23 protein-coding genes and 1 pseudogene are annotated in these 24,162 nt (G+C 62.9%); 14 read left to right on the forward strand and 10 right to left on the reverse strand.

The genetic code is table 11. The features are described from left to right. Positions 1–259 precede the first annotated feature (259 nt). Positions 260–2,005 (reverse strand): lysophospholipid acyltransferase family protein, encoded by a 1,746-nt coding sequence (locus HMPREF2978_RS04310; protein ID WP_070744258.1) that lies wholly within the window; start codon positions 2,003–2,005, stop codon positions 260–262. Positions 2,006–2,094: 89 nt separating this feature from the next. Further along, the gene (gene serS / locus HMPREF2978_RS04315) at positions 2,095–3,357 is read right to left on the reverse strand and encodes a serine--tRNA ligase (protein WP_070644482.1); all 1,263 of its coding nucleotides are present in this window, start codon (positions 3,355–3,357) and stop codon (positions 2,095–2,097) included. A 66-nt stretch (positions 3,358–3,423) separates the two neighbouring features. On the opposite strand from serS, the gene HMPREF2978_RS04320 reads away from it, so the two are divergent. The 3 genes from HMPREF2978_RS04320 (at position 3,424) to HMPREF2978_RS04330 (ending at position 5,720) form a co-directional block, all read left to right on the forward strand. After that, a complete protein-coding gene (locus HMPREF2978_RS04320) occupies positions 3,424–4,155 on the forward strand; it encodes a GntR family transcriptional regulator (RefSeq protein ID WP_201828980.1) in 732 nt (243 codons plus the stop codon). A 73-nt stretch (positions 4,156–4,228) separates the two neighbouring features. After that, a complete protein-coding gene (locus HMPREF2978_RS04325) occupies positions 4,229–5,344 on the forward strand; it encodes a septum formation family protein (protein ID WP_070443254.1) in 1,116 nt (371 codons plus the stop codon). A gap of 28 nt (positions 5,345–5,372) precedes the next feature. Further along, positions 5,373–5,720: a metallopeptidase family protein gene (locus tag HMPREF2978_RS04330; protein WP_070443252.1), complete on the forward strand. Its 348-nt coding sequence runs from the start codon at positions 5,373–5,375 to the stop codon at positions 5,718–5,720. 12 nt (positions 5,721–5,732) lie between these two features. On the opposite strand, the gene HMPREF2978_RS04335 is transcribed toward HMPREF2978_RS04330, so the two are convergent. After that, positions 5,733–6,380: a histidine phosphatase family protein gene (locus tag HMPREF2978_RS04335; RefSeq protein WP_070443250.1), complete on the reverse strand. Its 648-nt coding sequence runs from the start codon at positions 6,378–6,380 to the stop codon at positions 5,733–5,735. 11 nt (positions 6,381–6,391) lie between these two features. Continuing rightward, positions 6,392–7,303: a prephenate dehydratase gene (gene pheA / locus HMPREF2978_RS04340; protein WP_070443248.1), complete on the reverse strand. Its 912-nt coding sequence runs from the start codon at positions 7,301–7,303 to the stop codon at positions 6,392–6,394. 41 nt (positions 7,304–7,344) lie between these two features. Between pheA and HMPREF2978_RS04345 the strand changes: the two genes are divergently transcribed. The 3 genes from HMPREF2978_RS04345 (at position 7,345) to HMPREF2978_RS04355 (ending at position 10,671) form a co-directional block, all read left to right on the forward strand. Beyond that, entirely contained in the window at positions 7,345–8,490 is a 1,146-nt protein-coding gene (locus HMPREF2978_RS04345; RefSeq protein ID WP_070744260.1) for an amidase, read from the forward strand. Then, a complete protein-coding gene (locus HMPREF2978_RS04350; RefSeq protein ID WP_070744262.1) occupies positions 8,487–9,185 on the forward strand; it encodes a CPBP family intramembrane glutamic endopeptidase in 699 nt (232 codons plus the stop codon). Before HMPREF2978_RS04345 ends, HMPREF2978_RS04350 begins: the two co-directional genes overlap by 4 nt. Before the next feature lie 91 nt (positions 9,186–9,276). Beyond that, positions 9,277–10,671 carry an LCP family protein gene (locus HMPREF2978_RS04355; protein ID WP_083316488.1) on the forward strand — a complete coding sequence of 465 codons (1,395 nt, stop codon included), beginning with the start codon at positions 9,277–9,279 and terminating at the stop codon, positions 10,669–10,671. A 104-nt stretch (positions 10,672–10,775) separates the two neighbouring features. Here the strand turns inward: HMPREF2978_RS04355 and HMPREF2978_RS04360 are convergent, their stop codons facing one another. Genes HMPREF2978_RS04360 through HMPREF2978_RS04370 form a run of 3 tightly spaced genes read right to left on the reverse strand, consistent with a single transcriptional unit; the run spans position 10,776 to position 13,378 of the window. Continuing rightward, on the reverse strand, positions 10,776–11,705 hold the full coding sequence (locus HMPREF2978_RS04360; protein WP_070744264.1) for a DUF5926 family protein: 930 nt from the start codon (positions 11,703–11,705) through the stop codon (positions 10,776–10,778). 21 nt (positions 11,706–11,726) lie between these two features. Continuing rightward, the gene (locus HMPREF2978_RS04365) at positions 11,727–12,431 is read right to left on the reverse strand and encodes a glycerophosphodiester phosphodiesterase family protein (protein WP_049156880.1); all 705 of its coding nucleotides are present in this window, start codon (positions 12,429–12,431) and stop codon (positions 11,727–11,729) included. Then, positions 12,431–13,378 carry an L-lactate dehydrogenase gene (locus tag HMPREF2978_RS04370; RefSeq protein ID WP_070443241.1) on the reverse strand — a complete coding sequence of 316 codons (948 nt, stop codon included), beginning with the start codon at positions 13,376–13,378 and terminating at the stop codon, positions 12,431–12,433. Before HMPREF2978_RS04370 ends, HMPREF2978_RS04365 begins: the two co-directional genes overlap by 1 nt. Positions 13,379–13,518: 140 nt before the next feature. On the opposite strand from HMPREF2978_RS04370, the gene HMPREF2978_RS04375 reads away from it, so the two are divergent. Further along, positions 13,519–15,360 (forward strand): alpha/beta-hydrolase family protein, encoded by a 1,842-nt coding sequence (locus HMPREF2978_RS04375; RefSeq protein WP_070443239.1) that lies wholly within the window; start codon positions 13,519–13,521, stop codon positions 15,358–15,360. Between the two features lie 24 nt (positions 15,361–15,384). On the opposite strand, the gene msrA is transcribed toward HMPREF2978_RS04375, so the two are convergent. Further along, complete coding sequence (gene msrA, locus HMPREF2978_RS04380) at positions 15,385–16,035, reverse strand: peptide-methionine (S)-S-oxide reductase MsrA (protein ID WP_070744266.1); 651 nt, start codon at positions 16,033–16,035, stop codon at positions 15,385–15,387. Positions 16,036–16,198: 163 nt separating this feature from the next. On the opposite strand from msrA, the gene HMPREF2978_RS04385 reads away from it, so the two are divergent. From HMPREF2978_RS04385 to HMPREF2978_RS04390, 3 genes and pseudogenes are all read left to right on the forward strand, one after another. Further along, on the forward strand, positions 16,199–16,801 hold the full coding sequence (locus tag HMPREF2978_RS04385; protein ID WP_070523894.1) for a superoxide dismutase: 603 nt from the start codon (positions 16,199–16,201) through the stop codon (positions 16,799–16,801). Between the two features lie 273 nt (positions 16,802–17,074). Beyond that, a pseudogene (locus tag HMPREF2978_RS13430) lies at positions 17,075–17,173 on the forward strand (DNA helicase); the annotation flags it as partial. Next, on the forward strand, positions 17,164–18,138 hold the full coding sequence (locus HMPREF2978_RS04390) for an ArsA family ATPase (RefSeq protein ID WP_070744267.1): 975 nt from the start codon (positions 17,164–17,166) through the stop codon (positions 18,136–18,138). The pseudogene HMPREF2978_RS13430 and the gene HMPREF2978_RS04390, both read left to right, overlap by 10 nt. Here the strand turns inward: HMPREF2978_RS04390 and HMPREF2978_RS04395 are convergent. Further along, positions 18,135–19,031: a LysR substrate-binding domain-containing protein gene (locus HMPREF2978_RS04395; RefSeq protein WP_010188476.1), complete on the reverse strand. Its 897-nt coding sequence runs from the start codon at positions 19,029–19,031 to the stop codon at positions 18,135–18,137. The two genes, HMPREF2978_RS04390 and HMPREF2978_RS04395, sit on opposite strands and share 4 nt — an antisense overlap. Positions 19,032–19,101: 70 nt before the next feature. Here HMPREF2978_RS04395 and HMPREF2978_RS04400 point away from each other — a divergent pair, with 70 nt between their 5' ends. Both HMPREF2978_RS04400 and HMPREF2978_RS04405 read left to right on the forward strand, forming a co-directional pair. Next, positions 19,102–20,253 carry an MFS transporter gene (locus HMPREF2978_RS04400; RefSeq protein WP_010188474.1) on the forward strand — a complete coding sequence of 384 codons (1,152 nt, stop codon included), beginning with the start codon at positions 19,102–19,104 and terminating at the stop codon, positions 20,251–20,253. 11 nt (positions 20,254–20,264) lie between these two features. Continuing rightward, positions 20,265–21,557 (forward strand): copper oxidase, encoded by a 1,293-nt coding sequence (locus tag HMPREF2978_RS04405; RefSeq protein WP_070525968.1) that lies wholly within the window; start codon positions 20,265–20,267, stop codon positions 21,555–21,557. A 127-nt stretch (positions 21,558–21,684) separates the two neighbouring features. Here the strand turns inward: HMPREF2978_RS04405 and HMPREF2978_RS04410 are convergent, their stop codons facing one another. Then, a complete protein-coding gene (locus tag HMPREF2978_RS04410; protein ID WP_210383619.1) occupies positions 21,685–23,121 on the reverse strand; it encodes a TM0106 family RecB-like putative nuclease in 1,437 nt (478 codons plus the stop codon). Positions 23,122–23,197: 76 nt separating this feature from the next. On the opposite strand from HMPREF2978_RS04410, the gene HMPREF2978_RS04415 reads away from it, so the two are divergent. Both HMPREF2978_RS04415 and HMPREF2978_RS04420 read left to right on the forward strand, forming a co-directional pair. After that, positions 23,198–23,830: a DUF6474 family protein gene (locus HMPREF2978_RS04415; RefSeq protein ID WP_070744268.1), complete on the forward strand. Its 633-nt coding sequence runs from the start codon at positions 23,198–23,200 to the stop codon at positions 23,828–23,830. A 102-nt stretch (positions 23,831–23,932) separates the two neighbouring features. After that, positions 23,933–24,162 (forward strand): Lsr2 dimerization domain-containing protein (locus tag HMPREF2978_RS04420; RefSeq protein ID WP_070744270.1); only part of this gene is annotated, 230 nt, incomplete at its 3' end.

The raw sequence follows: 24,162 nt of genomic DNA on the forward strand, positions 1-24,162 counted from the left end.
TTGTGCTCATCCACCACGCGCGCCCTGTGCACCGATGCCTCGGTCAACTGCCCGAAGGGCGGATGAAGAAGAAGTTTTCTCCCACGGCCAATGCTATAGATCACCAGTTTTTCTCTCTGGAGACGCTACTCACACGTAAGTTCCGCCGCCGTAAGCTGGAGTTTCCAAGCCGTTTCATAGGATGACAAAATAAAATAACACCCCCTTCCGGGGGTGTTAACGGACGTCAAGGGCTCTCCCAAGCCCAGGGTTTACATCCTTAGTTCTTTTCCTGCTGCAAGCGCGCCATCGCCTCCAGTACTTCTGCCATGCCATAACGCTCTGCGGAGTAGGTCACTGCCTGGGCAGCCTTAATCACCTCAATGGGGGCGGTCTCCAGCGCCACCATGCGCACGGCGACTCCGTCCCCGCCGTCGGCAAAGGTTTCATCCCCAGGCTCATTGGCAAAGAACAGGAGGTCCTTGGGCTCGACCCCGATCTTCTTCGCCACTGCCGCAAGCCCCTCTGCGGGGGAGGAGGCCGTTACCACCACGCCCCCGGGAGCATCGTTGAACTGCGCCCCTTCAGCCCCGTCCGAGCACGCAATGCGCCAACAGGTTTGGGGGAGCTCTCCAAAAGCCGCGGCGTCCAGAACTTCGCCCTGCTGCGAAAGCACAACCAGCTCCTCAACCTGCGGGTGCAACTGCGCAAGCGCTTCTTGGAGCCGCTGTGAAATTTCCCCGTTCTCCATGCTCAGCGCACTCTGATCCGCCACAATCACCCGCGGCACGGTGGAATACTGCGCCTTCACGCGGTGCGGCAGACGGGAAACGATGATGCGCGATTGCGTCGCTGCCGAGAGCAAACCTTGCTCCACCACGGAGCCGGCAAAGATCTCCTTGCTGCTCGCAGTCATGGAGGCCTGGGCCTCCACCACATCGGACTTCAGTTGCGCCATAACCTCCGTGACCTTGTCGCGGCCTTCCCCGACGCCGCGCATGGCTTCCTCAACCACCGAGTTGAGGTTCTCCTTGATCCACTCCAGAGTCTCCGGAGCAGTACGCGGGCGCTCTTTGCCTTTCTCAGCGGCTGAGCTTTCAACTTGCGCGCCGTCGTTTTCCTGGGTGGCGTCGGCGTACTCGCCGCCAAGCCCTGCTCCCGATTCTTCGGAATCAGTCCGCTTCATCAGCGCCATCCGGTCGCGCATGAGCTCCACCGTGGCCTCAGAGACGCGGTCCTTGAGATTGGTTAGGTCATCGCGCAGCCGGCGCACACGGTAGCGCTCACTCTCCACCTCGGAGTCCTGGGCCTCAGCCTCCTCCAACGTTGGCGCACCTCCGCCCTTGCGGGCCGGCACCCAAAACTCGCCGGCCGGCATCGGGCCAAACTCCGCCTCATAGTCGGCCCACAGGCCCTCCAGGGCCACCTGCATACGGCGCCGCACCTCCGCGATATCCGCGTCAAAATCGCCCGTCGTGTAATAAGGCTCCAAAGCCTTAATCAGCACCGGCGTCTTCGTGCGGCCCAAGTGCTTCTTCTGCCCCTTCGTCCAAATACGCTGGGAGCCAAAGATAACCTGCGGAATAATCGGCACGCCCGCACCATGCGCAATACGCGCCGCACCGTTACGCATGCTGCGAATTTCAAAGCTGCGGGAAATCGTTCCCTCCGCGAAGACCCCCACGAGTTCCCCACTCTTGGCTAGTTCGATGCCTTTGACAATCGACGCCCCGCCATCGATACGGTCCACCGGGACATGCCCCATGACCTGAAAAAGCTGCCCGGCCACCGGCGCTTGGAAGATGGAGGCCTTAGCCAAGTAGCGCACCAAACGGCGCTTGCGGTAAGCCAAGAAGGCCCCGAAAAGGAAATCCATGTAACCCGTGTGGTTGCACACGATGACGGCCCCACCCTTATCCGGGATATTCTCCTCCCCGGACAAGCGCATCTTGAGCCCCTGGGCCAGAGTCACCCCGCGGCCGATGTGTGTGATCTGCCGGTAGAGGAAGTTAGTCACAGCGCTCATGGTGCTCCAAACAGCTAAGACCCCGCCGTCGAGAGCAGCGAGGAGGGACAAGAGAGGGCGGCGCGCGAAGCCCCGCGCACCGCGTTCTTCTAGGAGTTTACGGGGTACAGCACGTCCTTGCCCACGAATGGGCGCAGGGCCTCCGGAACCACCACGGAGCCATCTGCCTGCTGGTGGTTCTCCAGGATGGCCACGAGCCAGCGGGTGGTAGCCAGGGTGCCATTGAGCGTGGCGGCGTACTGGGTCTTGCCGTTCTCATCGCGGTAGCGCGTGGACAGGCGGCGCGCCTGGAAGGTGGTGCAGTTCGAGGTCGAGGTGAGCTCGCGGTACGTGCCCTGGGTGGGCACCCACGCCTCGTTATCGAACTTGCGCGCCGCAGAGGAGCCCAAGTCTCCGCCCGCGATATCGATGGTGCGGTAGGGCAGTTCCATCGCCGCCAGCATGTCCTTTTCCATGTTCAGGAGCTTCTGGTGCATCTCCTCGGCGTCTTCCGGCTTGCAGTAGACAAACATCTCCAGCTTGTCGAACTGGTGCACGCGCAGGATGCCGCGGGTGTCCTTGCCGTGCGAACCTGCCTCGCGGCGGAAGCAGGAAGACCAGCCTGCATACTGCAGCGGCCCCTTGGACAGGTCGATGATTTCTTCCTTGTGGTAGCCGGCCAAGGCCACCTCGGAGGTGCCGACCAGGTAAAGATCATCCGCCGGCAGGTAGTAAACCTCATCCGAGTGCTGACCCAAGAAGCCAGTTCCCTGCATAACGTCCGGGCGCACGAGCACCGGCGGAATCATCAGCTTAAAGCCTGCCTCACGAGCCTTCTGCGCAGCCAACATCAACATACCCAGTTGCAGAAAGGCGCCATCACCGGTGAGGTAGTAGAAACGCGCGCCGCCGACTTTGGCGCCCCGCTTGACGTCGATAAGCCCCAGCGTCTCACCCAGCTCCAGGTGATCCTTCGGTTCGAAGTCGAACTGCGGCTTTTCACCGACCTCCTCGAGGACGATGAAGTCATCTTCGCCACCCGCCGGAGCACCCTCCACCACGTTGGAGAGCTGATACTGCAGCTCCGTTACCTTGGCCTCGGCCGCGGCCGCTTCCTCGCCGGCCGCCTTGACCTTCTCCTTCAGCTCGTTGGAGCCCTCCAGCAGCGCTGGGCGCTCCTCGGGGGAGGCCTGGCCAATCTTCTTGCCAAAGGCCTTCTGCTCCGAGCGCAGCTGGTCTGCCTTCACAATGGCCGCGCGGCGCTGTTCATCGGCGGCGAGCAGCTGGTCCACCAAAGCGGGGTCCTCCCCACGGTTTACCTGGGAGGCGCGGACGACATCGGGATTTTCGCGAAGAAACTTGAGATCAATCACGCCGGATAGTCTAGCGCACGGCCATACCTTTGCGCTGGTCATAACCAGCGCATTATCATGAATAACATGGCACCTCACATTATTACCGACGGCCCCGTGCCCAAGCACGCTCAGCTGCGGGATATTCTCTCCGAGCTCTGCCGAACCACCCTCAAACCCGGTGACATCCTCCCAGGCGAGCGCATTCTCGAAGAAACCTACGGTGTTTCCCGCATCACCGTACGCCGCGCCATCGGTGATTTAGTGGCCGAAGGCCGCCTGCGGCGGGTGCGAGGCAAGGGCACCTTCGTGGCTCCGAACCCACTCGTCTCCCGGCTCCATTTGGCATCCTTTTCCGATGAGATGGGCTACCAAAAAGTACAGGCTTCCTCGAGAATTCTGCTGGGTGAGCGCAGCACCGCCCCCAGTGAGGTCTGCGAGTTTTTCGGCACAGAAACCACCGTGGCCCACACCCACCTGCGGCGCCTGCGCTTGGGCGATGGCGAGCCTTATTCCATTGACGATGGTTGGTATAACTCCGCCTTCGCGCCGACGCTGCTAGAAAATGACATCTATAACTCCGTCTACGCGATTCTGGATAGCACCTTCAAGGTCCCCATCACCGAGGCCGAGCAGACAGTCACCGCGGTGGCGGCGGAGGACGACATCGCCGAGCTTCTCGACGTCCCCCCGAACACCCCGCTTCTCCACATCACCCGCCTCGCCCGCTCGGGGGACCGACCGGTTGAATGGTGCTCCTCGGTCTACCGCACTGACCGCTACCGCCTTACGACCCACGTCTCCCGCTCGCATACTTAGCGGCTCCATGGTGGCGAACAGCGCTGGGCGGGCTAGAAGCCAGGGCCGCTAAGGGAGTAGTATGAGGAGTTCTATGAGCACTTCATCTGCATGGCGCTCCGCCTCCGCCATCCGCGTCGTCCTCGTTGCAGCCGTGGCCGCGGCCGTCTTCATGGCCTCCTACGGCCTCTTTAGCGGCGAGCCAACCGGCACCGATTCGGCCGGGAATGACTCCGCTAGCTCCAGCGCCGACGGCAGTCAGGCCGCCGATCCTTCTACCGCCGACGGTGAAGCTGCTCCCTTCACCACCGCCTCCGCTGGGGCATGCGTGACCTGGGACATCGCCCCGGATGGCACCGCCACCGGTTTTGAGCAGATCAGCTGCGATAAACCACACCGCTTCGAAGTCTCGGCTCGCGAGGATCTCAGCGCCTACCCCACCAGCGAGTTCGGCCCCAACGCCACGCGCCCCGACATCACACGCCAAAACGCCCTGCGCGATGAGCTGTGCGAAGCACCCACGGTGAGCTACCTCAATGGCAAGTGGGATCCCAACGGGCGCTATGACATTGCTTCCATCCTGCCCCCGGCCGCATCCTGGGATCAGGGTGACCGTACCTTGCTGTGTGGCCTGCAGACTACCGACGCCAACGGCGTACCGCAGGAATCCACCGGCAAGGTCAGCGAGGTAGACCAGGCGGTCGTCGCCAAGCCCGGCGAATGCCGCAAGGTGGATGATAAACAGGTACTCAATACCGTTCCCTGCCAGGAACCGCACCAGATGGAGACCGTATCCGTCATCAACCTGGCCGAAAAATTCCCCAATGGCTACCCCAGCGATGAGGACATGGATAAGTTCCTCTCCGAGACCTGTACCCAAAATGCCATGGATTATTTGGGCGGCGAGGAGAACCTCTACCAGTCCACGCTGCAACCTTTCTGGGGCGCGATGAGCCGCGAGACCTGGGAGAGCGGATCCCGTTCGGTGAATTGCTCGCTGATCCACATCAAGGACGGTCACTTCTCCGAGATCACCGGCTCTGCCACTGGGGGACGCGAGGCCCTGAGCATTAACGGCGCCCCGCCGACCGAGCAGCCGAAGCGCAACCCATTGCGTGACCCGAATGCTCAGCCGGGCGGCGAGAACGCCGAGCCAGCCGGTGCGAACGCCGCGCCCACCACCCCCGAGGCTGCGGCTCCGGCCCTCTAAGCCCGGCGATTGAACAGGAAGTAGCCACATGTACGAAGTCAGCGAAGAACGCTTCGAGGAACTGGTCGGCGAGGCCCTCGATAAAATTCCGGATCGCTTCGTTGATCAGATGCGCAACCTGGTCATCCTCGTCGAGGAAGAGCACCCGGAGAACCCTGAACTGTTGGGGCTTTATGAGGGCGTCATGCTCACGCAGCGCACCGCCTCACACACCGGCTACCTGCCGGATACCATTTCCATTTACCGGCAGCCTCTGCAGGCCATCAGCAACTCGGAAGAAGAGCTCGCCCACGAAGTCATGGTGACCGTCTTCCACGAGGTCGGGCATTACTTCGGTTTCGAGGAGGAGCGCCTCCACGAGCTCGGCTGGGGGTAGGTGCCCAGCGGGTTAGACTTCGGTATCCGCCCAGCGCTTGAGCGTCCACTGGCCAAAAGGCTGGCCCTGCGGCTCCATGAGGGTAAAGCGGCAGTTCGGCATGTAGCCGGTATAGGCAAAGTCTGGGTCCACGCCGCAGGCATGTCTCGTCACTACGCGAATGGCGGCGCCGTGGCTGACGACGACGATGTCTTCATCATCCTCCAGCTCCGCAGCGAGATCCTCCAACACCGGTTGGTAGCGCTCGAGCACATCCACGTAGCTCTCACCGCCAGGCATCCGGGCGGACTCATCACCGTCGAGCCAGCCGCGCAGTGCCACCATGTATTCGCGGTGGGTATCCTCGCTACCGCTCATTTCATGATCACCGGCAAAGACCTCGTGCAAGCCTGTACGCACTTCCACGGGAACATTGCGCTCATCGGCGGTCTCGCCGAAAGCACGGGCGGCCAGCATCGCGGTCTGCTGGGCGCGCAAGGCAATGGAACACACAAAGCGCACACGGCGCCCTGCGCACAGTTCAGCTAACTCGCGGCCGACATCTTCCGCTTGGCCGCGGCCGCGCTCGGTGAGCTCGGCACCTGGGGGCCGGGTATCCATAACGCGGTCAATATTGGAAAAGGTCTGGCCGTGGCGCAGCAGGATGATTCTTCCGGTCATGCTTCACCACACTATTGGCCGGTGCGCGCCTGCGCTACCCATTCATCGGCTTCTTGCAGCCGCGCCAAGTTTCGTGGGGCCTCCCCGAGCGCCACCGCGGAAGGCCAGGAACCAACGAACACGACGTCCTCCGCCCGCAGCCACAGTGCCCGCAGAGCCTCCGCCACCGGCTGGTCCTCAATGTGTCCGATGAGATCGGCGTGGAAGCGATAGTTACCGAAGACGGTGCGCAGCGGGCGGGATTCGATGCGGGAGAGGTCCACCCCGCGGTGCGCGAATTCCTGTAGGGCCCCTACCAGGGAGCCCGGCTCGTTGGGCAGGGTGAAGATGACGGACGTCCTGTCGTTGCCGGTCCGCTCGGTCGGCTTTCCGGCCGGTCCCACGAGGACGAAACGAGTCGTGGCCCCCGCGACATCTGCCACATTCTCCGCAATAGAATCCAGTCCGAAGACCTCCGCTGCGCGGGCAGGGGCGGCAGCGACATCCACCTCCCCGCGCGCCACGGCCTGCGCCGCCGCACCATTCGACGCCGCCGGAACATACTCCACGTCCGGCAAGTTCTGCTTCAACCAACCGCGCACCTGCTGGTAGGCCACGGGATGCGTAGAGAAGGTGCGAAGATTCTCTGCGGTAGTGCCGGGGCGCACCAGAATGGAGAAGGACACCGGCAGGTCTACCTCGCGGTAGATCTGGACCCGGGAGCCGTCGGCAAGCGCGTCAAAGGTGGCAGTAACCGGCCCGTCCACGGAGTTTTCGATAGCCACGCAGGCATAATCCGCCGCACCGGAACGCACCGCCGACAGCGCCTCGGCCGGGGAGCTCACCGGCATCCCCTCGGGGGAAGCAAAGTCTGCGGCGAAATGCTGCATCGCCGCTTCCGTAAAGGTTCCAGCGGGCCCGAGGAATGCGATCGTGGTGCTCATGACAGCAACTTTATCTCACACAACTACTAAACTGAGCCGCCATGGAGAGCACCGAGTTCACTCTGGACAAGCTGCGCGAGGACCTATCTGGTCTGAGCCCTGCGGAGCACGGCTTCACGTACTTCGACCTCGAACGCCGGCCGCAGGCGCACGGGCGTTTGAGCGGCTGGATTCTCTCGGTTAAGGATCTCAACGATGTCGCCGGCATGCCCACCACGCTCGGGCATGCCGAGCGTGCCTACGTGGCGGAGGAGACCGATCCTTTCGTGCAGGAGCTTATCGACGCCGGCGCGCTCGTCGTCGGCAAATCCGCCGCGCCCGAGCTGGGCCTGCGCGTGGACACCGAACCTGTCGGCCTGGCGCACCCGGATAATCCGCTCTACCCGGGCCATACGCCGGGCGGTTCCTCCGGCGGAGCGGCGGTCCAGGTGGCGCGGGGTCTGCTGCGCGCTGCGCATGCCTCCGACGGCGGAGGCTCCATCCGCGTGCCGGCTGCCGCCTGCGGCGTCGTCGGGTTCAAGCCCGGCGGCGAGGACCTCTCGGTGCAGGGGTTCATCACGCGCAGCATCGCCGATACCGCAACTCTGCACGGCCTTAACCCGCGTGCCCGGCGCGCCCGCATCGGCGTGCTGACGGATCCCCTCTTCGCTCAAGCCGAGGTAGCCCCGCACATGCTGCGCGCGGTCGCAGAGGCCACCGCCACCTTTGAAGGGGCGGGGTTCGAAACCGTCGCCATCTCTCCCTACCCCCAGGCCGCCCGCACCTTTGAGGCCTTCCAGCACATCTTCACCCGGAGATTGGCCGGCCTTGACTTCGCGGAGGGTTACGCGGAGTGGATCCGTGCGAAAGGCCGCCGCGTTACGGACTCCGAATTTGCCGCGGCCCGCACCCACGCCGCGCAGCTGCCGGAAATGCTGGCACAAGAGTGGGACGTCGACGCCATCTTGAGCCCCATGCTGGCCTTCGATCCGCCCCGGCGCGGGCACTTCCTGGCGCTGGAGCACCAAGCCAACTTCGATGAGCAAACGCGGTGGTCGCCGTGGGGATCGTTGTTCAACGTGGCGCAGTTGCCCGCTATTTCTGTGCCCTGGCCGGTGCGCGATCACCCGCCCGTGGGCGTGCAGTTGGGTTCAATCACGCTTGACGAGTCCTCCCTTCTCGGCCTCGCCCAGGTGCTTCACCCATGACCGCGCGCTCACGCCTGCGCGCGGAAATCCTCATCGTCCTGACCATCACTTTTGGTGTCTCGGGCGTGCGCGCCGCGCTGCGGCTGACCGATTCCCTGCTCAACCCCGCCCCGCTCAACGAGCAGTCGGTCACCATCAACGCCTCGCAGTCGGCGACGACGCTGCTCGACCTTGCTTTCCAGCTCTGCAGCGCCGCGGTGCTCTTCGCGTGGGGAGCACTTGCGCTCTACCTGATCTCCTTCCCGCCCCGCCCGCGGTGGCGGGATGGTGTCCACGGCGCAGCGCTAGCGGCAGTCATTGGTCTGCCGGGGTTGGTGCTGTATTACGTGGCGCTGCACTTCGGGTGGACCAAGGAGGTGGTGCCGGGAGCGTTCGATACGTGGATTGAGATCCCGGTGCTGCTCATTAAGTCCTTCGCCAACGCCTGGGCGGAGGAGCTGGTGGTGGTGTACTGGTTCATGACCAGGCTCAAGCAGTCTGGGTGGGCCCTGCCCGCAACGCTGGCTGCTTCCTCCATCCTGCGCGGCTCCTATCATCTCTACCAGGGTGTTTCCGCGGGCTTCGGCAATATCATCATGGGTGTGCTCTATGGCTGGTACTTCCACCGCACGGGGAAGGTGTGGCCGCTGGTCATCGCGCATTTCCTGATCGACGCCGTCGCTTTCGTGGGCTACGCACTGCTCTTCGGTGCTTAAGCACGGACCAGAGTTCATAGCATCACAAAGACCACGACCGCGCCCTGTGTGAAAAGTGGGGCGGAAGTGATTTCGCGGTACAGTGTTCCCCATGACCTACCAAGGACGCGATCCAGAGCGCGATTCCCGCCGCGCTGGCAGTCCCCACGGCGATTCCCGCCGCGCGGGTGCCACTGGCCCTGCCCACCCTCACGGCCCGGATGGCCCGCGCGGTGCGCATGCTGCCGGGCAGGATGCCGGTGAGTTTGTCCTTGGCGCTGACGGGCAGCCCCTGCGGGATCGTTACGGACGCCCGGTACGTCGCCGCCCCTCCGGGCAGCGAGCTAATCCCACGCACTCTTCTTCTCGCGCTCAGCGCCCCGGCGCGCAGCGCTCGCGTCCGGAGGAAACTCGCTTCGACGTCGAAGCTTATATGGCTCAGCAGGCATCGCCGCGCCCGGCGCCCCGCCAGAGCGCGGCCACCCGGGAGCCTGCCGCCGGCGCATACCGGCGAAGCCCCGACGCACCGCCGCGCAGCTACTCCCCACAGACTGCGTCCCGCGGTCGTCCTGCTCGGCGCCCGCATAGCCGCCGCAAGAAGGTCAACCCGGCCAAGCAGGTCTTCGGTTGCCTGGGCTGGCTCATCGTCATCGCCCTCGTCTTCATGGTGGCCTTCACCTTGTGGACGGATTCGCGCCTGACCCGGATCGATGCCCTGCCCACCGAGCAAGTGGCGCCGACCTCCGGGACGAACTGGCTGTTGGTGGGCTCGGACTCGCGCCAGGGCCTCACCGAGGAACAACAAGCGGAGCTAGGTACCGGTGGCGATGTAGGCGTCGGCCGCACCGATACCATCATGCTTCTTCACATCCCCAGCTCCGGAAAGGCCCAGCTGGTCTCCATTCCACGCGATAGCTACGTCGACGTGCCCGGCTTCGGCATGGACAAGGTCAATGCTGCCTTCACCTACGGTGGGCCCCAGCTGCTGACCCACACCGTGGAACAAGCCACCGGCCTCCACATCGATCACTATGCGGAGATCGGCATGGGTGGCTTAGCCAACGTCGTGGATTCCGTCGGTGGCGTGGAGATTTGCGTCAAGGAGCCCATCAACGATCCGCTCGCCGGCATCGACCTTCAGGCGGGATGCCAGAAGCTCCGCGGCCCGGATGCCCTCGGATACGTGCGCACCCGCGCTACCGCGATGGGTGACTTGGACCGCGTCGAGCGCCAGCGCGAGTTCTTCGCCGCGCTGCTGGATAAGGCAACGTCCTTCTCCACCATCGGCAACCCCTTCAAGGCCGTCTCCCTGGTCAACCACACCGCGGATTCCTTCATCGTCAACGAGAAGGACCACGTGTGGCACCTTGCCCGCGTGGCGCTGTCCATGGCCTCAGGCGTGGAGACAAAGACTGTGCCGATCGGCGGCTTCCAGGACACGGTCGTGGGCAATGTTGTCCTCTGGGATGACGCTGAAGCCCAAGCCCTCTGGGACTCCCTGCGCTAAGATTCGGCCGGTCGTTTCGATCATTTAAGGCTCCAAAATCACAAGGTTTTGGAGCCTTAAATGATCGATCGGTACCTACACCTCGGGGCGGAGGCACCGCGGTACTAGCGCAGCGTCACCTGACGGGACTTGATGTTCTGCAGCTGCTTGCGCTCATCGGCGTCAAGGTTGGCGTCGTTGGAGATCTCCTCCTCCAGCGCCTTGTTCACGCGAGACAGCTCGGCCTCGTAGGAGTCGTGCGCGACCTCTGGGTCGAGGTCAAAGACCGGGGCGATCAGACCATGGGTGCGGAAGACACCGGCAAACTTGGTATTCTCGCCCAGGTTGAGCTCGCCGCGAGCGGCCACGCGCGCCAGCGCGTTGAGGAAAGCATTCTCGTCATCGCACGGGCGGACCCAGCGGATATGCGCCTTGCCGCCACCAGCGTTGGCCCAGAAGGCGGTGCCGACGAAGCCTTCGGCCTCCTGGCCCACCTGGTAGGACTCGATGACGGAATCATTGGCTCGCTGCAGTGCCTGTGCCATCTGCGGCGGAACCTGCGCGCCCTCCGGCATCCACCACGTGAAGTCCTGGTAGACGTTGATCTCCAGCTCGGCGTCCTCCTCCAGCAGCTCCTTGAGCTCCGGCTGGGAACCATCGGCAGCGGTGGACTCGAGGGTGGAGCCCGGCGCGTTGTTTTTCACCCAGTTCAGAGCAAAAGCCAAGTCGCGGCCCGGGTTGTGGGTGTGGGACTGTACCTGCAGGCCCACGAAGGCCTCACCACCGGATTCCTCATCACGGATGAGCGCCGCAGTAGCACCGGGCAGCACGGTGGCGACGTAGACGTCCTTGTCAAAGCCCTTGACGGACAGCTTCGCCGTTGCGGAAGGAACAAATTCCTGCAGGGCGACGAGGCTAGCCTCAGCGGCCAGCCCACCAAAGGGGCGAGGGTCCTTTTCCAGGGCAGCGCGCTCGGCGGCGCGGGCAGCGAGCTTAGCTTGGCGGCGGGACATGCCCTCCGGCAGCTGTTCGTTCTTCTTTTTCTTCTTGGCCATACTGAACAACTTACCTGTTCATTACAGCTCAATGGCATGCAGGGCCACTTCCGGCTGGTTCGTGGCGAGAATATCTACCCCGTTGGCCCACGCCCACTTCATGTCCGCGGGTTTATCGATGGTCCACATGTACGTGGGCAAGCCGTGCGCGCCGATCGCGTCGGGCTGCAGCTTGCCGCGCAACAGCGACATGCCCAGGCCAGTGGGCTGCGACAACAGGATGTCGGGACGGTTGAAATGGCGCTCCCAATCGCGGCGCAGGTAGATGCGGTCGACGTGCGGGGCAAGTGCTGCCATTCGACGAATGGCCCGGTGGGAAAAGGAAATCATGTGGATCCGGGGGTCGTCGAGAAGCCCTGCGTAGCGCAGCCGCAGCACCATCTGTTCTTCGAGGATGTCGCCTTGCCCCGAGGGATGCTTGGTCTCAATGTAGAGGTGGTGCTTCTTATCCCCGAGCATGTCGAGGAGTTCGTCGAGAAGCAGCATGCGCTGGCCGCCGCCAATCTTGAGGCGGCGCAGCTCCTCCCAGGTCATCCGAGACACTCGGCCTGAGCCATTCGTGGTGCGGTCCAGTGTGGGATCGTGATGAACCACCACCTTGCCGTCGCTGCTCAGGCGGATATCGCACTCGATACCGTGAATGGGTAGCTCGAGCGCTTTCTCAAAGGCAAGAGGGGATAGCTCCGGATATTTCCCGGAGTATCCCCTGTGGGCGACAATCTTCACTAGCCGAAGATTTCTTCCTTGATGGTGTTGAGCGTGTTGAAGGAGTTCTCAAAGCGCTCCTTCTCGTGATCATCGAGGGCCAGCTCGATAACGCGGTTGACGCCGGAGCGGTCAACGATGGCCGGGGTGCCGATGAAGACATCCTCGTGGCCGTACTCGCCCTGCAGGTAGGCAGAGACCGGGAGAGCGACGGCCTGGTTCTGGATGACCGCGCGGGTGATGCGGGCCAGGGCCATGCCGATGCCGTAGGAGGTGGAGCCCTTAGCGTCGATGATGTGGTAGGCAGCGTCGCGGGTGTCCTCGAAGATCTTCTCGATGCGCTCGTTGTAGCCCGGGTCCTTTTCAGAACGGTGGGACAGGGAGACACCTGCGATGTTGGCGGAGGAGACGACCGGCAGCTCGGAATCGCCGTGCTCACCGATGATGTAGGCGTGGACGGAGGTCGGTGCCACGTCATCCATTTCAGAGAGCATGTAGCGGTAGCGGGCCGAGTCCAGGACGGTGCCGGAGCCGATGACGCGCTGGTGCGGGAAGCCGGAGGCCTTCCACACTGCGTAGGTCAGCAGGTCCACCGGGTTGGAGGCGACCAGGAAGATGCCGTCGAAGTCATTCTTCATGACGTCCGCCACGATGGAGTTCATGATCTTGACGTTCTTGTCCACGAGCTGCAGGCGGGTCTCGCCGGGCTTCTGTGCGGCACCGGCGCAGATGACGACCATGGAGGCGTCCTTGCAGTCTTCGTAGGTACCCTTGGTCACGCGGGTGCGGGACGGGGCCCAGACGACGCCATGGTTGAGGTCCATGACGTTGCCCTCGAGCTTCTTTTCGTCGATGTCGATGATGGCCAGGTGATCAACAGTGCCCTGGTTGACCAGAGCGTAGGCGTAAGCAACTCCAACGTCGCCAGCGCCGATGAGTACTACTTTGTTTCCAACATGATTTCCCATGACTCCTATTGTGCCCCTAATGTCCGAGTTTTGCTCGTTATGCGCCCGAATTCACAGGTTAAGTAGTCCGATCTCACATTTTTATGCCCGATTAGGTCTGATTAGTGGCATCACTGCACGTTCGCCCCAAAGCTGGTTCAATGGCCAGCATGCGTCAACTCGCGCGCCGCATCGCCCTCAAAACCGCCCGCACAGGACTTCAGGCTGCCATCTTTTCCTTGGAGCTCATCAGTGATCTCACCCCTGGAATGCGCATGACCGGCAGGCGGCGCCTGCCGCAAAATATGTGGCCCGGGCTCTTCGGCGCCGAAGTAGCGACCTGGGCAGCCGTCTCCCCGTCGCTATTGCCACGCCCGTGGTGGGTTACCGCTGCCAACGTGGCCATCGGCCAAGGCGCGGGACATCTCGCCGCCACCACCGCGGCTTTCGCAGCGAAGCGCGCTCTACGCCACGCGGGCCGGCGCCCCCAGGATCGGGTCGGCCCCACCACTCGGCGCTATTCCTACTACTTGCTGGGGCTCGGAACCTTCATCGCGGGCATACGCTCCCTGCGCAACCAAACAGAGCAGGCCCGCCTCGTGGGCAAGCTCAATGACCGCGGCCCGCAATCCGCCGCACTAGGAATGATGGTGGGTACCGCAGGCTACGGTGCCTTGCTCATCGTAGGGGAGGCGGCTCAGCTTACCGTCACTCAGCTTTCTCTCCAGGTGCAGCGTTGGCTGCCCCGGTGGATTGCCTGGCCCCTAGCCGGCGGCGCGGTGGGCTTCGCCGCGGCCGTGGCCAGCGACCGCATGGTCTGGCGCCGGCTGCTCCACAAAGCCACTATCCAGGGCCTTGCCCTCAACAAGCTCGTCTATCCGGGATCTGTCATGCCGTGGGAGCCGGAACGCTCCGGCAGCCCATGGTCCCATGAGCAGTGGACGGCTGTCGGCTCACAGGGCCGCGTTTTTCTCGACCGTGGCCCCCGCGCCCAGGACATCAAAGAGGTCATGCACTTTGACCGAGCGCGCGAACCAATACGCATTTACATCGGCCTCATCCGCGGCCGTGGTCCGCACGCCGCCGCCCGCCACGCGGTGGCGGAGATGGACCGCACGGGGGCCTTCCACCGCGACACCATCGTGCTGCAGATGCCCTCCGGCTCAGGCTGGATCAATAATTATTCGGTCAGTGGCTATGAATTCCTCACGCGCGGCAATTGCGCCACCGTGGCCTTGCAATTCGACTATCTTCCCTCCATGTTTTCCTACCTGGTGGATAAAAACCTCTCCCGCACTTTTGCGCGCGAGCTCATCGCCGCTGTTCACGCCCGCCTCGAGCTCTTGCCCGAGGACAACCGCCCCAAGCTGTACTTAAGCGGCGAATCCCTGGGCTGCTATGCCATCGTGGAAAACTATGAGACGGTCGAAGATTTGCTCGCGGCGTGCGATGGCGCGGTATTCACTGGGCCGCCCCGGATGACCAGTTTCATGCGCCGCCTGCACCGCGAACGCGGCTCCTTGGAGCGCTTGCCGCTTATCGACGGCGGCCGGCACCTCCGCTTCGCCGCCGTCCCCGCCCACATGGAGCACGATGCCTTCGGCGAGCCCTATGGCCCCTGGGAGCGCCCGCGGGTAGCGGTGGGACAGCACGCCTCCGATGCCATCGTGTGGTGGGATAGCAAGCTCATTTATGCTCGCCCCAACTGGATCCACGAGCCGACCCCGCAGACCTTGTACGCAGATACTTTTAACAACCTGCGCTGGCATCCGTTCATCACCTTCTGGCAGGTAGCACTGGACCAGATCAACTCGCTCAACGTGCCGGGCGGCCACGGGCACAACTACTTCGAGGAAACCTTCTGGTACTGGGATTCCGTCCTCGGATCCCAAACCCGTACCCAGCTCACTCCGGAGCTAGCTGAGCGCATGCGGGACTTTGTGGAGCGCGACCAGCTCAACAAACCTTCTGACTTCCGCACGCACGTGCGCAAACAGCTCTAGCCGCACGCACATGCGCTCACCGTGTTAGCCGCACTTCACACCGGTGCTGTGGTGCGGGCAATAGCCATTGGGCACCTTATGCAGGTACTGCTGGTGCTCGTCCTCGGCCAGGTAATACTCTCCCGAATCCGTCTCGCTGAGGAGGGTGACTTCGGTGGTGGTGGCGCCGAAGCCGGCGTCGGCAAGCTTGCCTGCGTAGGAATCCACAAGCTGCTGGATCTCCTCGCGTTCCTCCTCAGTCTCTGGGTAGAACGCCGAGCGATACTGCGTACCCACGTCGTTGCCCTGGCGGAAGCCCTGGGTCGGATCGTGGGCTTCCAAGGCCTTGACCACAAGGTCGCGCAGGCTCACGCGCTGCGGATCATAGGTAATCTGCACCGCCTCCGCGTGGTTGGTCAGCCCACGGCAGACCTCGTAGTACGTCGGGTTAGGGGTGGTACCTCCCGCATAGCCCACGGACGTGGACTCCACGCCCTCAGTTTCCCAGAACATCTTCTCCGCGCCCCAGAAACAGCCGATAGCGATGATGAGGGATTTTTGTCCCTCTTTCCACGGGCCGGTAATCGGAGTGCCCAGGACCGCGTGGGGCTGCGGGTTGTCCAAGACGGGCTCGGCGCGCCCCGGAAGAGCGTCCTTAGCTGCCACCAGCTTGGGTTCTGGTGTGAAAAGAAACATGCAGGATTCTCCTTCGCTTAGTCTTGCCCTCCCCTTATACTCCGCTGCGCTGCCCACAATCCAGGTTTTTGTTCACGGCCTCTCCCATAGAAAAAATATTGTGGCCAAATCCTCATCCGCGCCCTACCATGGGGCCTCGTACCCCAAAGAAAGGATGACACAAATGGCTGTTTACGAACTTCCGGAACTCGACTACGCATACGACGCTCTGGAGCCGCACATCTCCGCTGAGATCATGGAGCTGCACCACTCCAAGCACCACGCTGGCTACGTTGCTGGCGCTAACGCTGCGCTCGAGGCCCTGGAGGAGCAGCGCAACGGCGAGGCTAACGCTGACGCTATCCGCGCTCTGTCCAAGAACCTTGCCTTCAACCTGGGTGGCCACACCAACCACTCCATCTTCTGGAAGAACCTCTCCCCGAACGGCGGCGGCGAGCCCACCGGCGAGTTGGCTGAGGCTATTAACCGTGACTTCGGCTCCTTCGAGAAGTTCAAGGCTCACTTCTCCGCCGTTGCTACCGGCCTGCAGGGTTCCGGCTGGGCAGTTCTGGGCTACGACCACGTTGCTGGCCGCCTAGTTATTGAGCAGCTGACTGATCAGCAGGGCAACATTTCTGTGAACTTCACCCCGCTGCTGATGCTGGATATGTGGGAGCACGCCTTCTACCTCCAGTACAAGAACGTGAAGGCTGACTACGTTAAGGCCGTATGGAACGTCTTCAACTGGGATGACGTTGCTGAGCGTTACGCTGCTGCTACTAAGTAAGCACGACGGCCTCCTTTAAGGCCATATAGCTTCGGCCGCGCTGGGTCCTCTTCATTGAGGCTCGGCGCGGTTTCGCGTTTTCATCCGCCTACAGGCCTTGCGCAGGGAGCCCAATCCCGGCGCGCGAGCCGAAACTGCCCGAGTTGCCAAAGTTTTGCGCCGCCCGCTGATCCGAGGGGGATCTTTGTCATGTAGGGCAGTTGGCCTTTCGGTTAAGGCAATCCGCAGCCAGTGAGTGGCGGTGAACTACACCCCTTCTGTACCACCCGCCCCACCCTGGAATTGCTGCCGCTGATGTACGAAGATTTCCACGCCTGGCACACGCGCATGGGCATGGAGCGCTCACCCTTGAACGGAATCTCATGTTGTTAGCCCCCATCATGTTCTTTGGCGGCAAGGGCGGGGTGGGTAAGACCACGCTGGCCACCGCCACCGCCCTGCGCCTGGCCCAGGAAGGCAAGCGTGTGCTGCTGGTATCTACAGACCCGGCGCACAACCTGGGGCACATCTTTGGCACCACGCTTGGCGACGTCCCCACTACCATCCGCCCCCACTTAAGCGTCATCGAGATCGACCCGGCGCGGGCAACGGAGGAGCACCTGGAGGGCGTCGCCAAGCAGATGCGTCGGTTCATGCCGGAGCGCCTCCACCGCGAGGTCGGCCGGCACGTGGACCTGGCCCGGCACTCGCCTGGCACGCACGAGGCAGCGATGTTGGAGCGCATCGCGCAGCTCGTCGAAGAGCAGCAGGCTGGTGGGGAGTTTGAGCACATCATCTTCGATACCGCGCCCTCCGGCCACACCTCGCGGCTCATGGCACTGCCGGAGATCATGGCCGCGTATACCGATGGACTGCTGGCGCGGCGCGAGAAATCCGATAAGTTCGGCGCGGTGGTGCGCGGCATGACCTCGGCGGAGAAGGCCGTATCCGCCAGCTCGCAGGACCCGGTGGACCGCCGTAACCAGGAGATCCGCTCCACGTTGCTCAAGCGCCGCCGCCGCTTCGAGCGTTTGCGCTCCGTGCTTTCCGACGAAGCCACCACGTCCTTCTTCCTCGTCCTCACCGCGGATCGCACCCCGGTGTTGGAAACCTCCGAGTTCTTCGCGGAACTGAGTTCCCATGGCGTGCACTGCGGTGGACTGCTGGTCAACCGCCGCACTCCGGAAAGCACGGAAGAGTTTCTTCAACAGCGCCGCTCCTCAGAGGATGCAGCCTTGGCGCTGCTCGCTGAAAAGCTGCCGGGCCAGCCGGTACACACCTTGCCTTGGCTGCCGCACGAGGTATCCACCCCCGAGGCGCTCGCCGCCCTGGCCGCCGAGCTTCCCTTCGGCAGCTAATCGGCCTCGACCAAGCTACTGCCCTCGGCGGTGCGGGCCACCACGAAATCCTTGAAGTGCTCAACCGGCGGGGCATCATCGCCTTCGCGCCACACCAACCCCAGCTCGCGATAGGCCTCGGGTTCTATGGGAATGAGGTTGCGGGCTTTCAGGTACGGGTCATCAAGCGGCAGCAACGCCGATCCCAGTCCGGCGGCCACGAGGCCGGCCACGGTGGTCAGCTCCATGGATTCGAAGACGAGGCGCGGGCTAAAACCGGCCTCGCTCGCTAGGGAATCGAGAAGCATGCGTGTTCCATAGCCAGGCAACATGCCGATGAAGGGCTCATCGCGAAAGTCTTCCATGCGCACACTGTTTCTTCCGGCAGCCCAATGCCCTTCCGGCACCGCGAGTCCGAGTCTTTGCAGCTTGAGCTGGTGCCAGCCCAGCGGGCCCGGGCTTATAGGCCGGGGACCGACGAGCGCCAAGTCGGATTCGCCGGCCGCTACTCTGTCCACGAGCTCGCGGGCCGCGCCCTGGTGCAGGCGAATATCCACGTGGGGGTGCCTGGCGCGATAGGCCTTGAGCAGCTCCGGAACCATCCACGTGCCGAGGGAATGCATGAAATCGAGGCGCACGGTGCCGCGCTCCGGATCCATAAGTCGGGAGACGGCATCGCGCGCGGCGGCTTCCGACAAGAGCATCCGCCGCGCATGGTCCACGAAGGCCCGGCCGCGCGCATTGAGCCGCAGGCGTCGGCCGCTGCGCTCAAAAAGGCTGGCCCCCACGGCCGTCTCGATACGCTGAACGCGGCGGGTCAACGCGGATTGGGAGAGCCCGAGGGAGTCGGCAGCGGCGCCGACGAGGCCATGGTCGGCCACGGCGACGACTCCGCGGACATCCTCCAGATTCATGCACACCTCGCATGATTTATGTAACTTTCGGACATTTTACACATAATCCGCGCTAGGCCATGCTTGGTGCATGACCAGAACGCGGCGCGCCACCATTGCCATGCTCTTCGTGGGCCTGGCAATTTTTTCTTGCCTCTACCCCACCCAAGCCATGCTGCCTACCCTGGTGGAGGACATGGGCATGTCCCCCACGGAAGCCGCCATGACCATTTCCGCGGCCACGGGTGCCCTGGCTATTTGCGTCATCCCCGTGTCCATCATCTCCGAGCGCATCGGCCGCGGAAAACTGCTGCTCGTGTCCACCATCGCGGCCACGCTCATCGGCATGCTCGTTCCGCTGGCCCCCAATCCAGAGATCCTCATCGCCACCCGCGCGCTCCAGGGGGCCGTCATCGCCGGCGCGCCCGCTACCGCCATGGCCTGGATCTCAGAGGAACTGGAAAGCTCTTACGTCGCCCGCGCCATGGGCTTGTATATCGCCGGCACCACCATCGGTGGGCTCACCGGCCGCCTCATCCCCACCGGGCTGCTCGAGCTCACATCCTGGCGCTGGGCTCTAGCGGGCTCCAGCCTGGTCACGCTCATCCTCGCTATTATCGCCGCTATTTTGCTGCCCTACCAGCAGAATTTCACGCCCAAGGAAATCCACTTTCGATCAGAGCTGCGCGCGATTTTTCGCCATGCCCGGGATATCCGCCTTATCCCCTTGTTCATCGTGGCTTTCGTGGCGATGGGTACCTTCGTCTCCCTCTATAACTTCCTAGCTTTCAGGCTCATCGACCACTTCCATCTCTCGCCGGGCTTGGCCGGCTTGGTCTTCCTCTTCTACCTCACCGGAACGTGGTCCTCGGCGCGCGCTGGCCGGCTGGTTAGCCAAGTGGGCCACGCCAACACCTTGCTGCTGTCGTGCCTGCTTTTTGCCGTGGGCATCGCGCTCTGCATGGGGTCGCTCATCCCCACCCTGTTGGGCATCGTGCTCTTCACCATCGGCTTCTTCGCCGCGCACTCTACTGCCTCGGGCTGGGTGGGCCACATCGCTACCCATGACCGTGCGGAGGCTTCCAGCCTTTATGTCTTCTTCTATTACCTCGGCAGCTCCATCCTGGGCGCGCTGGCCGGCGTGCTCTTTGATTCCCTGTCGTGGACCGGCTTCATCGCCGTCTACGCTGCCCTCGCCGCTGGTATCGCGCTGCTGAGTTGGATGGTGAGAAAAACCGGATAAACTCGTGTTTTATGGATAAGTGGTCGCCGCGCACGTGGCACAGGAAAGCATCCCGCCCTGTCAGCCTGTGGATGATGGTTTTTCTTCTCGCGGGCGCAATCCATACCTTTATCCCGAACTACCGTTGGGTCCTCATCCACCTTTTCACGCTGGGCATCCTCAGCAACAGCATCGTGGTGTGGTCCCAGCACCTCACCGAAAAATTCGTGCAGCTCAAAGTTCCGATGTCGGCCCGCCCGAGGCAGCTCGCACGCATCTATCTGCTGAACACAGGCGTTATCTTCACCCTCGTGGGTCAGCTCCTTACCGAATTCTGGGATCTGCACTGGGTACTCACGCAGATCGGCGCCACACTTGTGGCTCTTGCGGTGTCCTGGCACGGGATGACCCTCTTTATGTTGTGGCGCCGCGCGGAATCCAAACGATTCCGTCCCGTCGTTGCCGCTTACGTGGCCTCAGCCCTCTTCCTTGCCGTGGGTGCTTGTCTCGGCGCTTTCCTCGCAACGCATCCCTCCCATCCGCGCCTGCTCATCGCGCACGTGGCCGCCAATATTGGCGGCTTCGTGGGTCTAGCGGCGGCCGGTTCACTCACCATCTTGTTCCCGTCCATCTGGCGCACCAAAGGAATCAATCCGCGCATGGGCCTAAGCTTTACCCTGCTGGGCCTGGGCGTCATCGCCACTCTGGTGGGCAGCATCTGGAATATTCCGCAGGTAGGCCTCATCCTCTACTGCCTGGGCTGGGCGCTCAGCCTGCAGGGCTGGCTAGTCAACGTCCTCACCGTGCTCCATGACCCGCGCGGACGCATTAGCTTCCCGGCACTTTCCGTGCTCTTTTCCTCTTTCTGGCTGCTCGGCGGTCTGATCTATTTCACCACCCAGCACTTCTTCTCCAGCGAGCCAAAGATTCCCATGCTCGCGCTCGTCGTAGGCTTTGGCGCTCAACTGCTCATCGGCGTCATGGGCTACATGCTCCCGACCACTATGGGCGGCGGCCCCTCAGCGGTGCGAGCTGGCCTGCGCGAGTATAACCGCTGGGGCCTGGGGCGCTCCGTCTTCGTTAATGGCGGACTCGCCCTGTGGCTAGCCACCTCTAGTTCCCTCACCATGGTTGCTGCCTCGCTGCTCTGCCTTGGTTCCCTGGCTGTCTTCCCCATCCTCACCGCCCGCGCGGTCAAGGCCCAGAAAGCCGTGCTGCTCAAGAAGGCTGAAGGTCCAGCCCCGACGAACACCACAGACTGGGACCAGGCCTGGGTGGCCCTTGCGGTACTCATCATCCTCGGCGGAATCAGCCTCATTGTGTAGATCCCCAGACCTGAAACCCGCAACCTCCTGGTGAGCGGTGGGCGTCGGCAAGCGCTTGGCGACGCCCCACCTGCAGGTTGCGGGTTTCAGGTCTGGGGGTGTGCAAACAGGAGATAAGGCGGGCCTGCTAGGGCTCGAGGGGTAATACTCCCGGCGCGTCATCGGACATCCACTCTCGGACGGCGTGGGTAGCGCGCACATCGCCCGCGTTATAGCGCAGAATCTGTGCACGCGCGTCTGTGTCACCGGCAAGTGCGGCGCGGCGGGCATTAACGGATTCCTCGCCGTCAAACTCTTCCGGCCATTCGAAGCCCGCAACCGGTGCCACGGTCTTCAGACCCAGCCCCGCAGTACCGGCGAAACTGCGCCTGACGTGGACGAACATATCTACCCATTCTTCCGAGGAGATGAACTCTTCCACCTCCTGCAGGTTCGGTGTAGAAAAGCGCTGGGCGGATCTGCGCATCCAATGGTTCTCACCGTGGGCGGAGTAGCAGTAGGCTGCGAAGGTCTTTCCAGCCGCATGTGCCTCAGCACGCACCCCCATGAGCCACTCCCAGAACTCGGCAAAATTTTCCGCCTCCGCGCGGCCACCGAGCGGTTCCCATGTAACGAATGAATGGTACTCACCGTCCAGGAGCGCACCCCAGAGGTATGCGCCTTGATCCAGGTAGGCCTCCATGTCGACATCAACTTCGACATCCGCTCGGGGAACACTAACCCGTTCGCGGCGCAACAGTGGGATGTCTTCGCGCCAGGCAGCGGCGAGGGCGGAGGGGGCGCCGAGAGAGGCGTCGATAAGCCCTTGCACCGTCGTGATGCCACGCTCGCGGTAGGGGTTAGCGCGGTCGCCCGGCAGGAAGAGGGAGATATCATCGCGGGCTTCGAGCTCCTCCTGACACAAGGGCCAGAAGCGGCAGGAAGCGCACTCTTTGACGCGGCGCGGCTCAGTGGGAAGTGGCTGCGCCAATGCCTCATCAATAGCGAACCGCGAGGTATCCGTGACAAAAGCTTGGCTACGGTCCTGGCCAATCGCCGCGCCCCTGCCAGAGTTCAGGCCCACTTCCTCCAAACCCCGCGCGGCCAAGGCTAAGCGGTAGCCGTCGACGGCATGGTGTCGAATTTTGTATTTCGCCGGGAGCGGCTCACTCAACCCCAAGCGGTGGGTGGGAACAACCAGCGTGCGCGATCCCTCGTGCGGGCGGGCCACGCGGTGATCGGAGACGATGACAGGACTGTATTTATCCCCGTCACGCACGAGGAGCTCCACACGCACCATCCATTCGGAGGTCGAAAAGACCGCGTTCGTAATGTGCGTATAGCCGCGAACAAGTGCTTCCAGCGTGGCAAGCGCCCGCTCGAAATCATCCCCCTCCAGGTCGATCCGGCGGAACCGGCCCGGCCCCTTTTTGGGGAGGCGGCTAAGTGCAGCATCAATGGCCGCGGCGTGGCGCTCCGCCCGGGCTTGGCTCACCGCGGTGCGTGGGATCTCAGGATGCGCGCGGCGCTGCACTAAGCGATAACGGCAGCCCACAAGATCCGTGGCAACGAGCACATCCTTCACAGCAGGTGAGCTTAGTAGACCACCTTGCTAGAGTTGTAGCGAGACCCTAAAGATAGCTAAATAAAAGGACGTTTCAATGGGCATTATGAAGAAGATCCGCAAGGCCCGCCGTGAGGCCCGCGCTGAGATCAAGGCCGCTAAGACCCGCGCAAAGGCAGAGGTCAAGGCTGCGGATAAGGCCAAGCACCGCCAACAAAAGCTGTTGGCTAGGCAAGAGAAGGCGCTTATCAAGTCTGAGGAAAAGGGCCTGAAGAATCGCCGCAAGCACGAGTACAAAATGGCCAAGAAGGAACTCGAACGCATTAAGCAGGGCCGTTTTAATAAGAACAACGTCAAGCGTTATGCCGGCGCCCTGCGTACCGCAGCACCTCTTCTTTTGCCCCTGCTTTACCGCGGCATCACCGCTGCCCAGCGCGAGGTGGAGAAGAAGCGCGCGCAGAAGGCCGGAGTCAGCGCTGAGCAGCTAGCGTCCTTCTCCGGCCACGGCGCGCCGCTCAAGGCCCGCACCGCGGGTATCCGCAACTCTCTCAAGGACGCACAGCTTCCCGCTGGTTTCAAGCGCGACGTCAAGGAGCGCCTCAACGAGCTTGACTCCGCGATTGACAATGCGGAGTACATGACCGATCAGCAGCGTCAGCGCGCGCACCGCTCTATTTCCGGCGAGATCGACTCACTGAACGACGAAATCCAGGCCAAGCTGGGCGCTTAGCCTCTCAGCGCGCAGACGTCTACCCTTCAAGCCGCACTACCCTCCCCCAAGCGGGGAGGACACTCGTCGCGTATCCACATTGTTCAGCCGGAATGGAGATTCATGGCCCGCCGCGAAATCACTCAGTTTTTTGATGATATCGATAACAAGCCCCTCAGTGAGGAAGAACTGATCGTCATCCGCTTCAGCGTTGACGGTAAGGATTATCTTCTCGACGTATCCCAAGAAAACGCCGACAAATTCCACGCTGCGCTGGACCCCTTCATCAAGGCGGCCCGCCACCCCGTTAAAAAGGACACCCGCCGCTATAAGCCAGCCGATGTCCGCGCGTG

It is taken from the genome of Corynebacterium sp. HMSC074C01 (assembly GCF_001814605.1).
Lineage (GTDB): Bacteria > Actinomycetota > Actinomycetes > Mycobacteriales > Mycobacteriaceae > Corynebacterium.

Bases quoted from the DNA above. Each gene is read 5' to 3' on its own strand.
- HMPREF2978_RS04310 (WP_070744258.1), bottom strand. From the start codon at position 2,005: ATGAGCGCTGTGACTAACTTCCTCTACCGGCAGATCACACACATCGGC.
- HMPREF2978_RS04320 (WP_201828980.1), top strand. From the start codon at position 3,424: ATGGCACCTCACATTATTACCGACGGCCCCGTGCCCAAGCACGCTCAG.
- HMPREF2978_RS04325 (WP_070443254.1), top strand. From the start codon at position 4,229: ATGAGCACTTCATCTGCATGGCGCTCCGCCTCCGCCATCCGCGTCGTC.
- HMPREF2978_RS04330 (WP_070443252.1), top strand. From the start codon at position 5,373: ATGTACGAAGTCAGCGAAGAACGCTTCGAGGAACTGGTCGGCGAGGCC.
- HMPREF2978_RS04335 (WP_070443250.1), bottom strand. From the start codon at position 6,380: ATGACCGGAAGAATCATCCTGCTGCGCCACGGCCAGACCTTTTCCAAT.
- pheA (WP_070443248.1), bottom strand. From the start codon at position 7,303: ATGAGCACCACGATCGCATTCCTCGGGCCCGCTGGAACCTTTACGGAA.
- HMPREF2978_RS04345 (WP_070744260.1), top strand. From the start codon at position 7,345: ATGGAGAGCACCGAGTTCACTCTGGACAAGCTGCGCGAGGACCTATCT.
- HMPREF2978_RS04350 (WP_070744262.1), top strand. From the start codon at position 8,487: ATGACCGCGCGCTCACGCCTGCGCGCGGAAATCCTCATCGTCCTGACC.
- HMPREF2978_RS04355 (WP_083316488.1), top strand. From the start codon at position 9,277: ATGACCTACCAAGGACGCGATCCAGAGCGCGATTCCCGCCGCGCTGGC.
- HMPREF2978_RS04360 (WP_070744264.1), bottom strand. From the start codon at position 11,705: ATGGCCAAGAAGAAAAAGAAGAACGAACAGCTGCCGGAGGGCATGTCC.
- HMPREF2978_RS04370 (WP_070443241.1), bottom strand. From the start codon at position 13,378: ATGGGAAATCATGTTGGAAACAAAGTAGTACTCATCGGCGCTGGCGAC.
- HMPREF2978_RS04375 (WP_070443239.1), top strand. From the start codon at position 13,519: ATGGCCAGCATGCGTCAACTCGCGCGCCGCATCGCCCTCAAAACCGCC.
- msrA (WP_070744266.1), bottom strand. From the start codon at position 16,035: ATGTTTCTTTTCACACCAGAACCCAAGCTGGTGGCAGCTAAGGACGCT.
- HMPREF2978_RS04385 (WP_070523894.1), top strand. From the start codon at position 16,199: ATGGCTGTTTACGAACTTCCGGAACTCGACTACGCATACGACGCTCTG.
- HMPREF2978_RS04390 (WP_070744267.1), top strand. From the start codon at position 17,164: ATGTTGTTAGCCCCCATCATGTTCTTTGGCGGCAAGGGCGGGGTGGGT.
- HMPREF2978_RS04395 (WP_010188476.1), bottom strand. From the start codon at position 19,031: ATGAATCTGGAGGATGTCCGCGGAGTCGTCGCCGTGGCCGACCATGGC.
- HMPREF2978_RS04400 (WP_010188474.1), top strand. From the start codon at position 19,102: ATGACCAGAACGCGGCGCGCCACCATTGCCATGCTCTTCGTGGGCCTG.
- HMPREF2978_RS04405 (WP_070525968.1), top strand. From the start codon at position 20,265: ATGGATAAGTGGTCGCCGCGCACGTGGCACAGGAAAGCATCCCGCCCT.
- HMPREF2978_RS04415 (WP_070744268.1), top strand. From the start codon at position 23,198: ATGGGCATTATGAAGAAGATCCGCAAGGCCCGCCGTGAGGCCCGCGCT.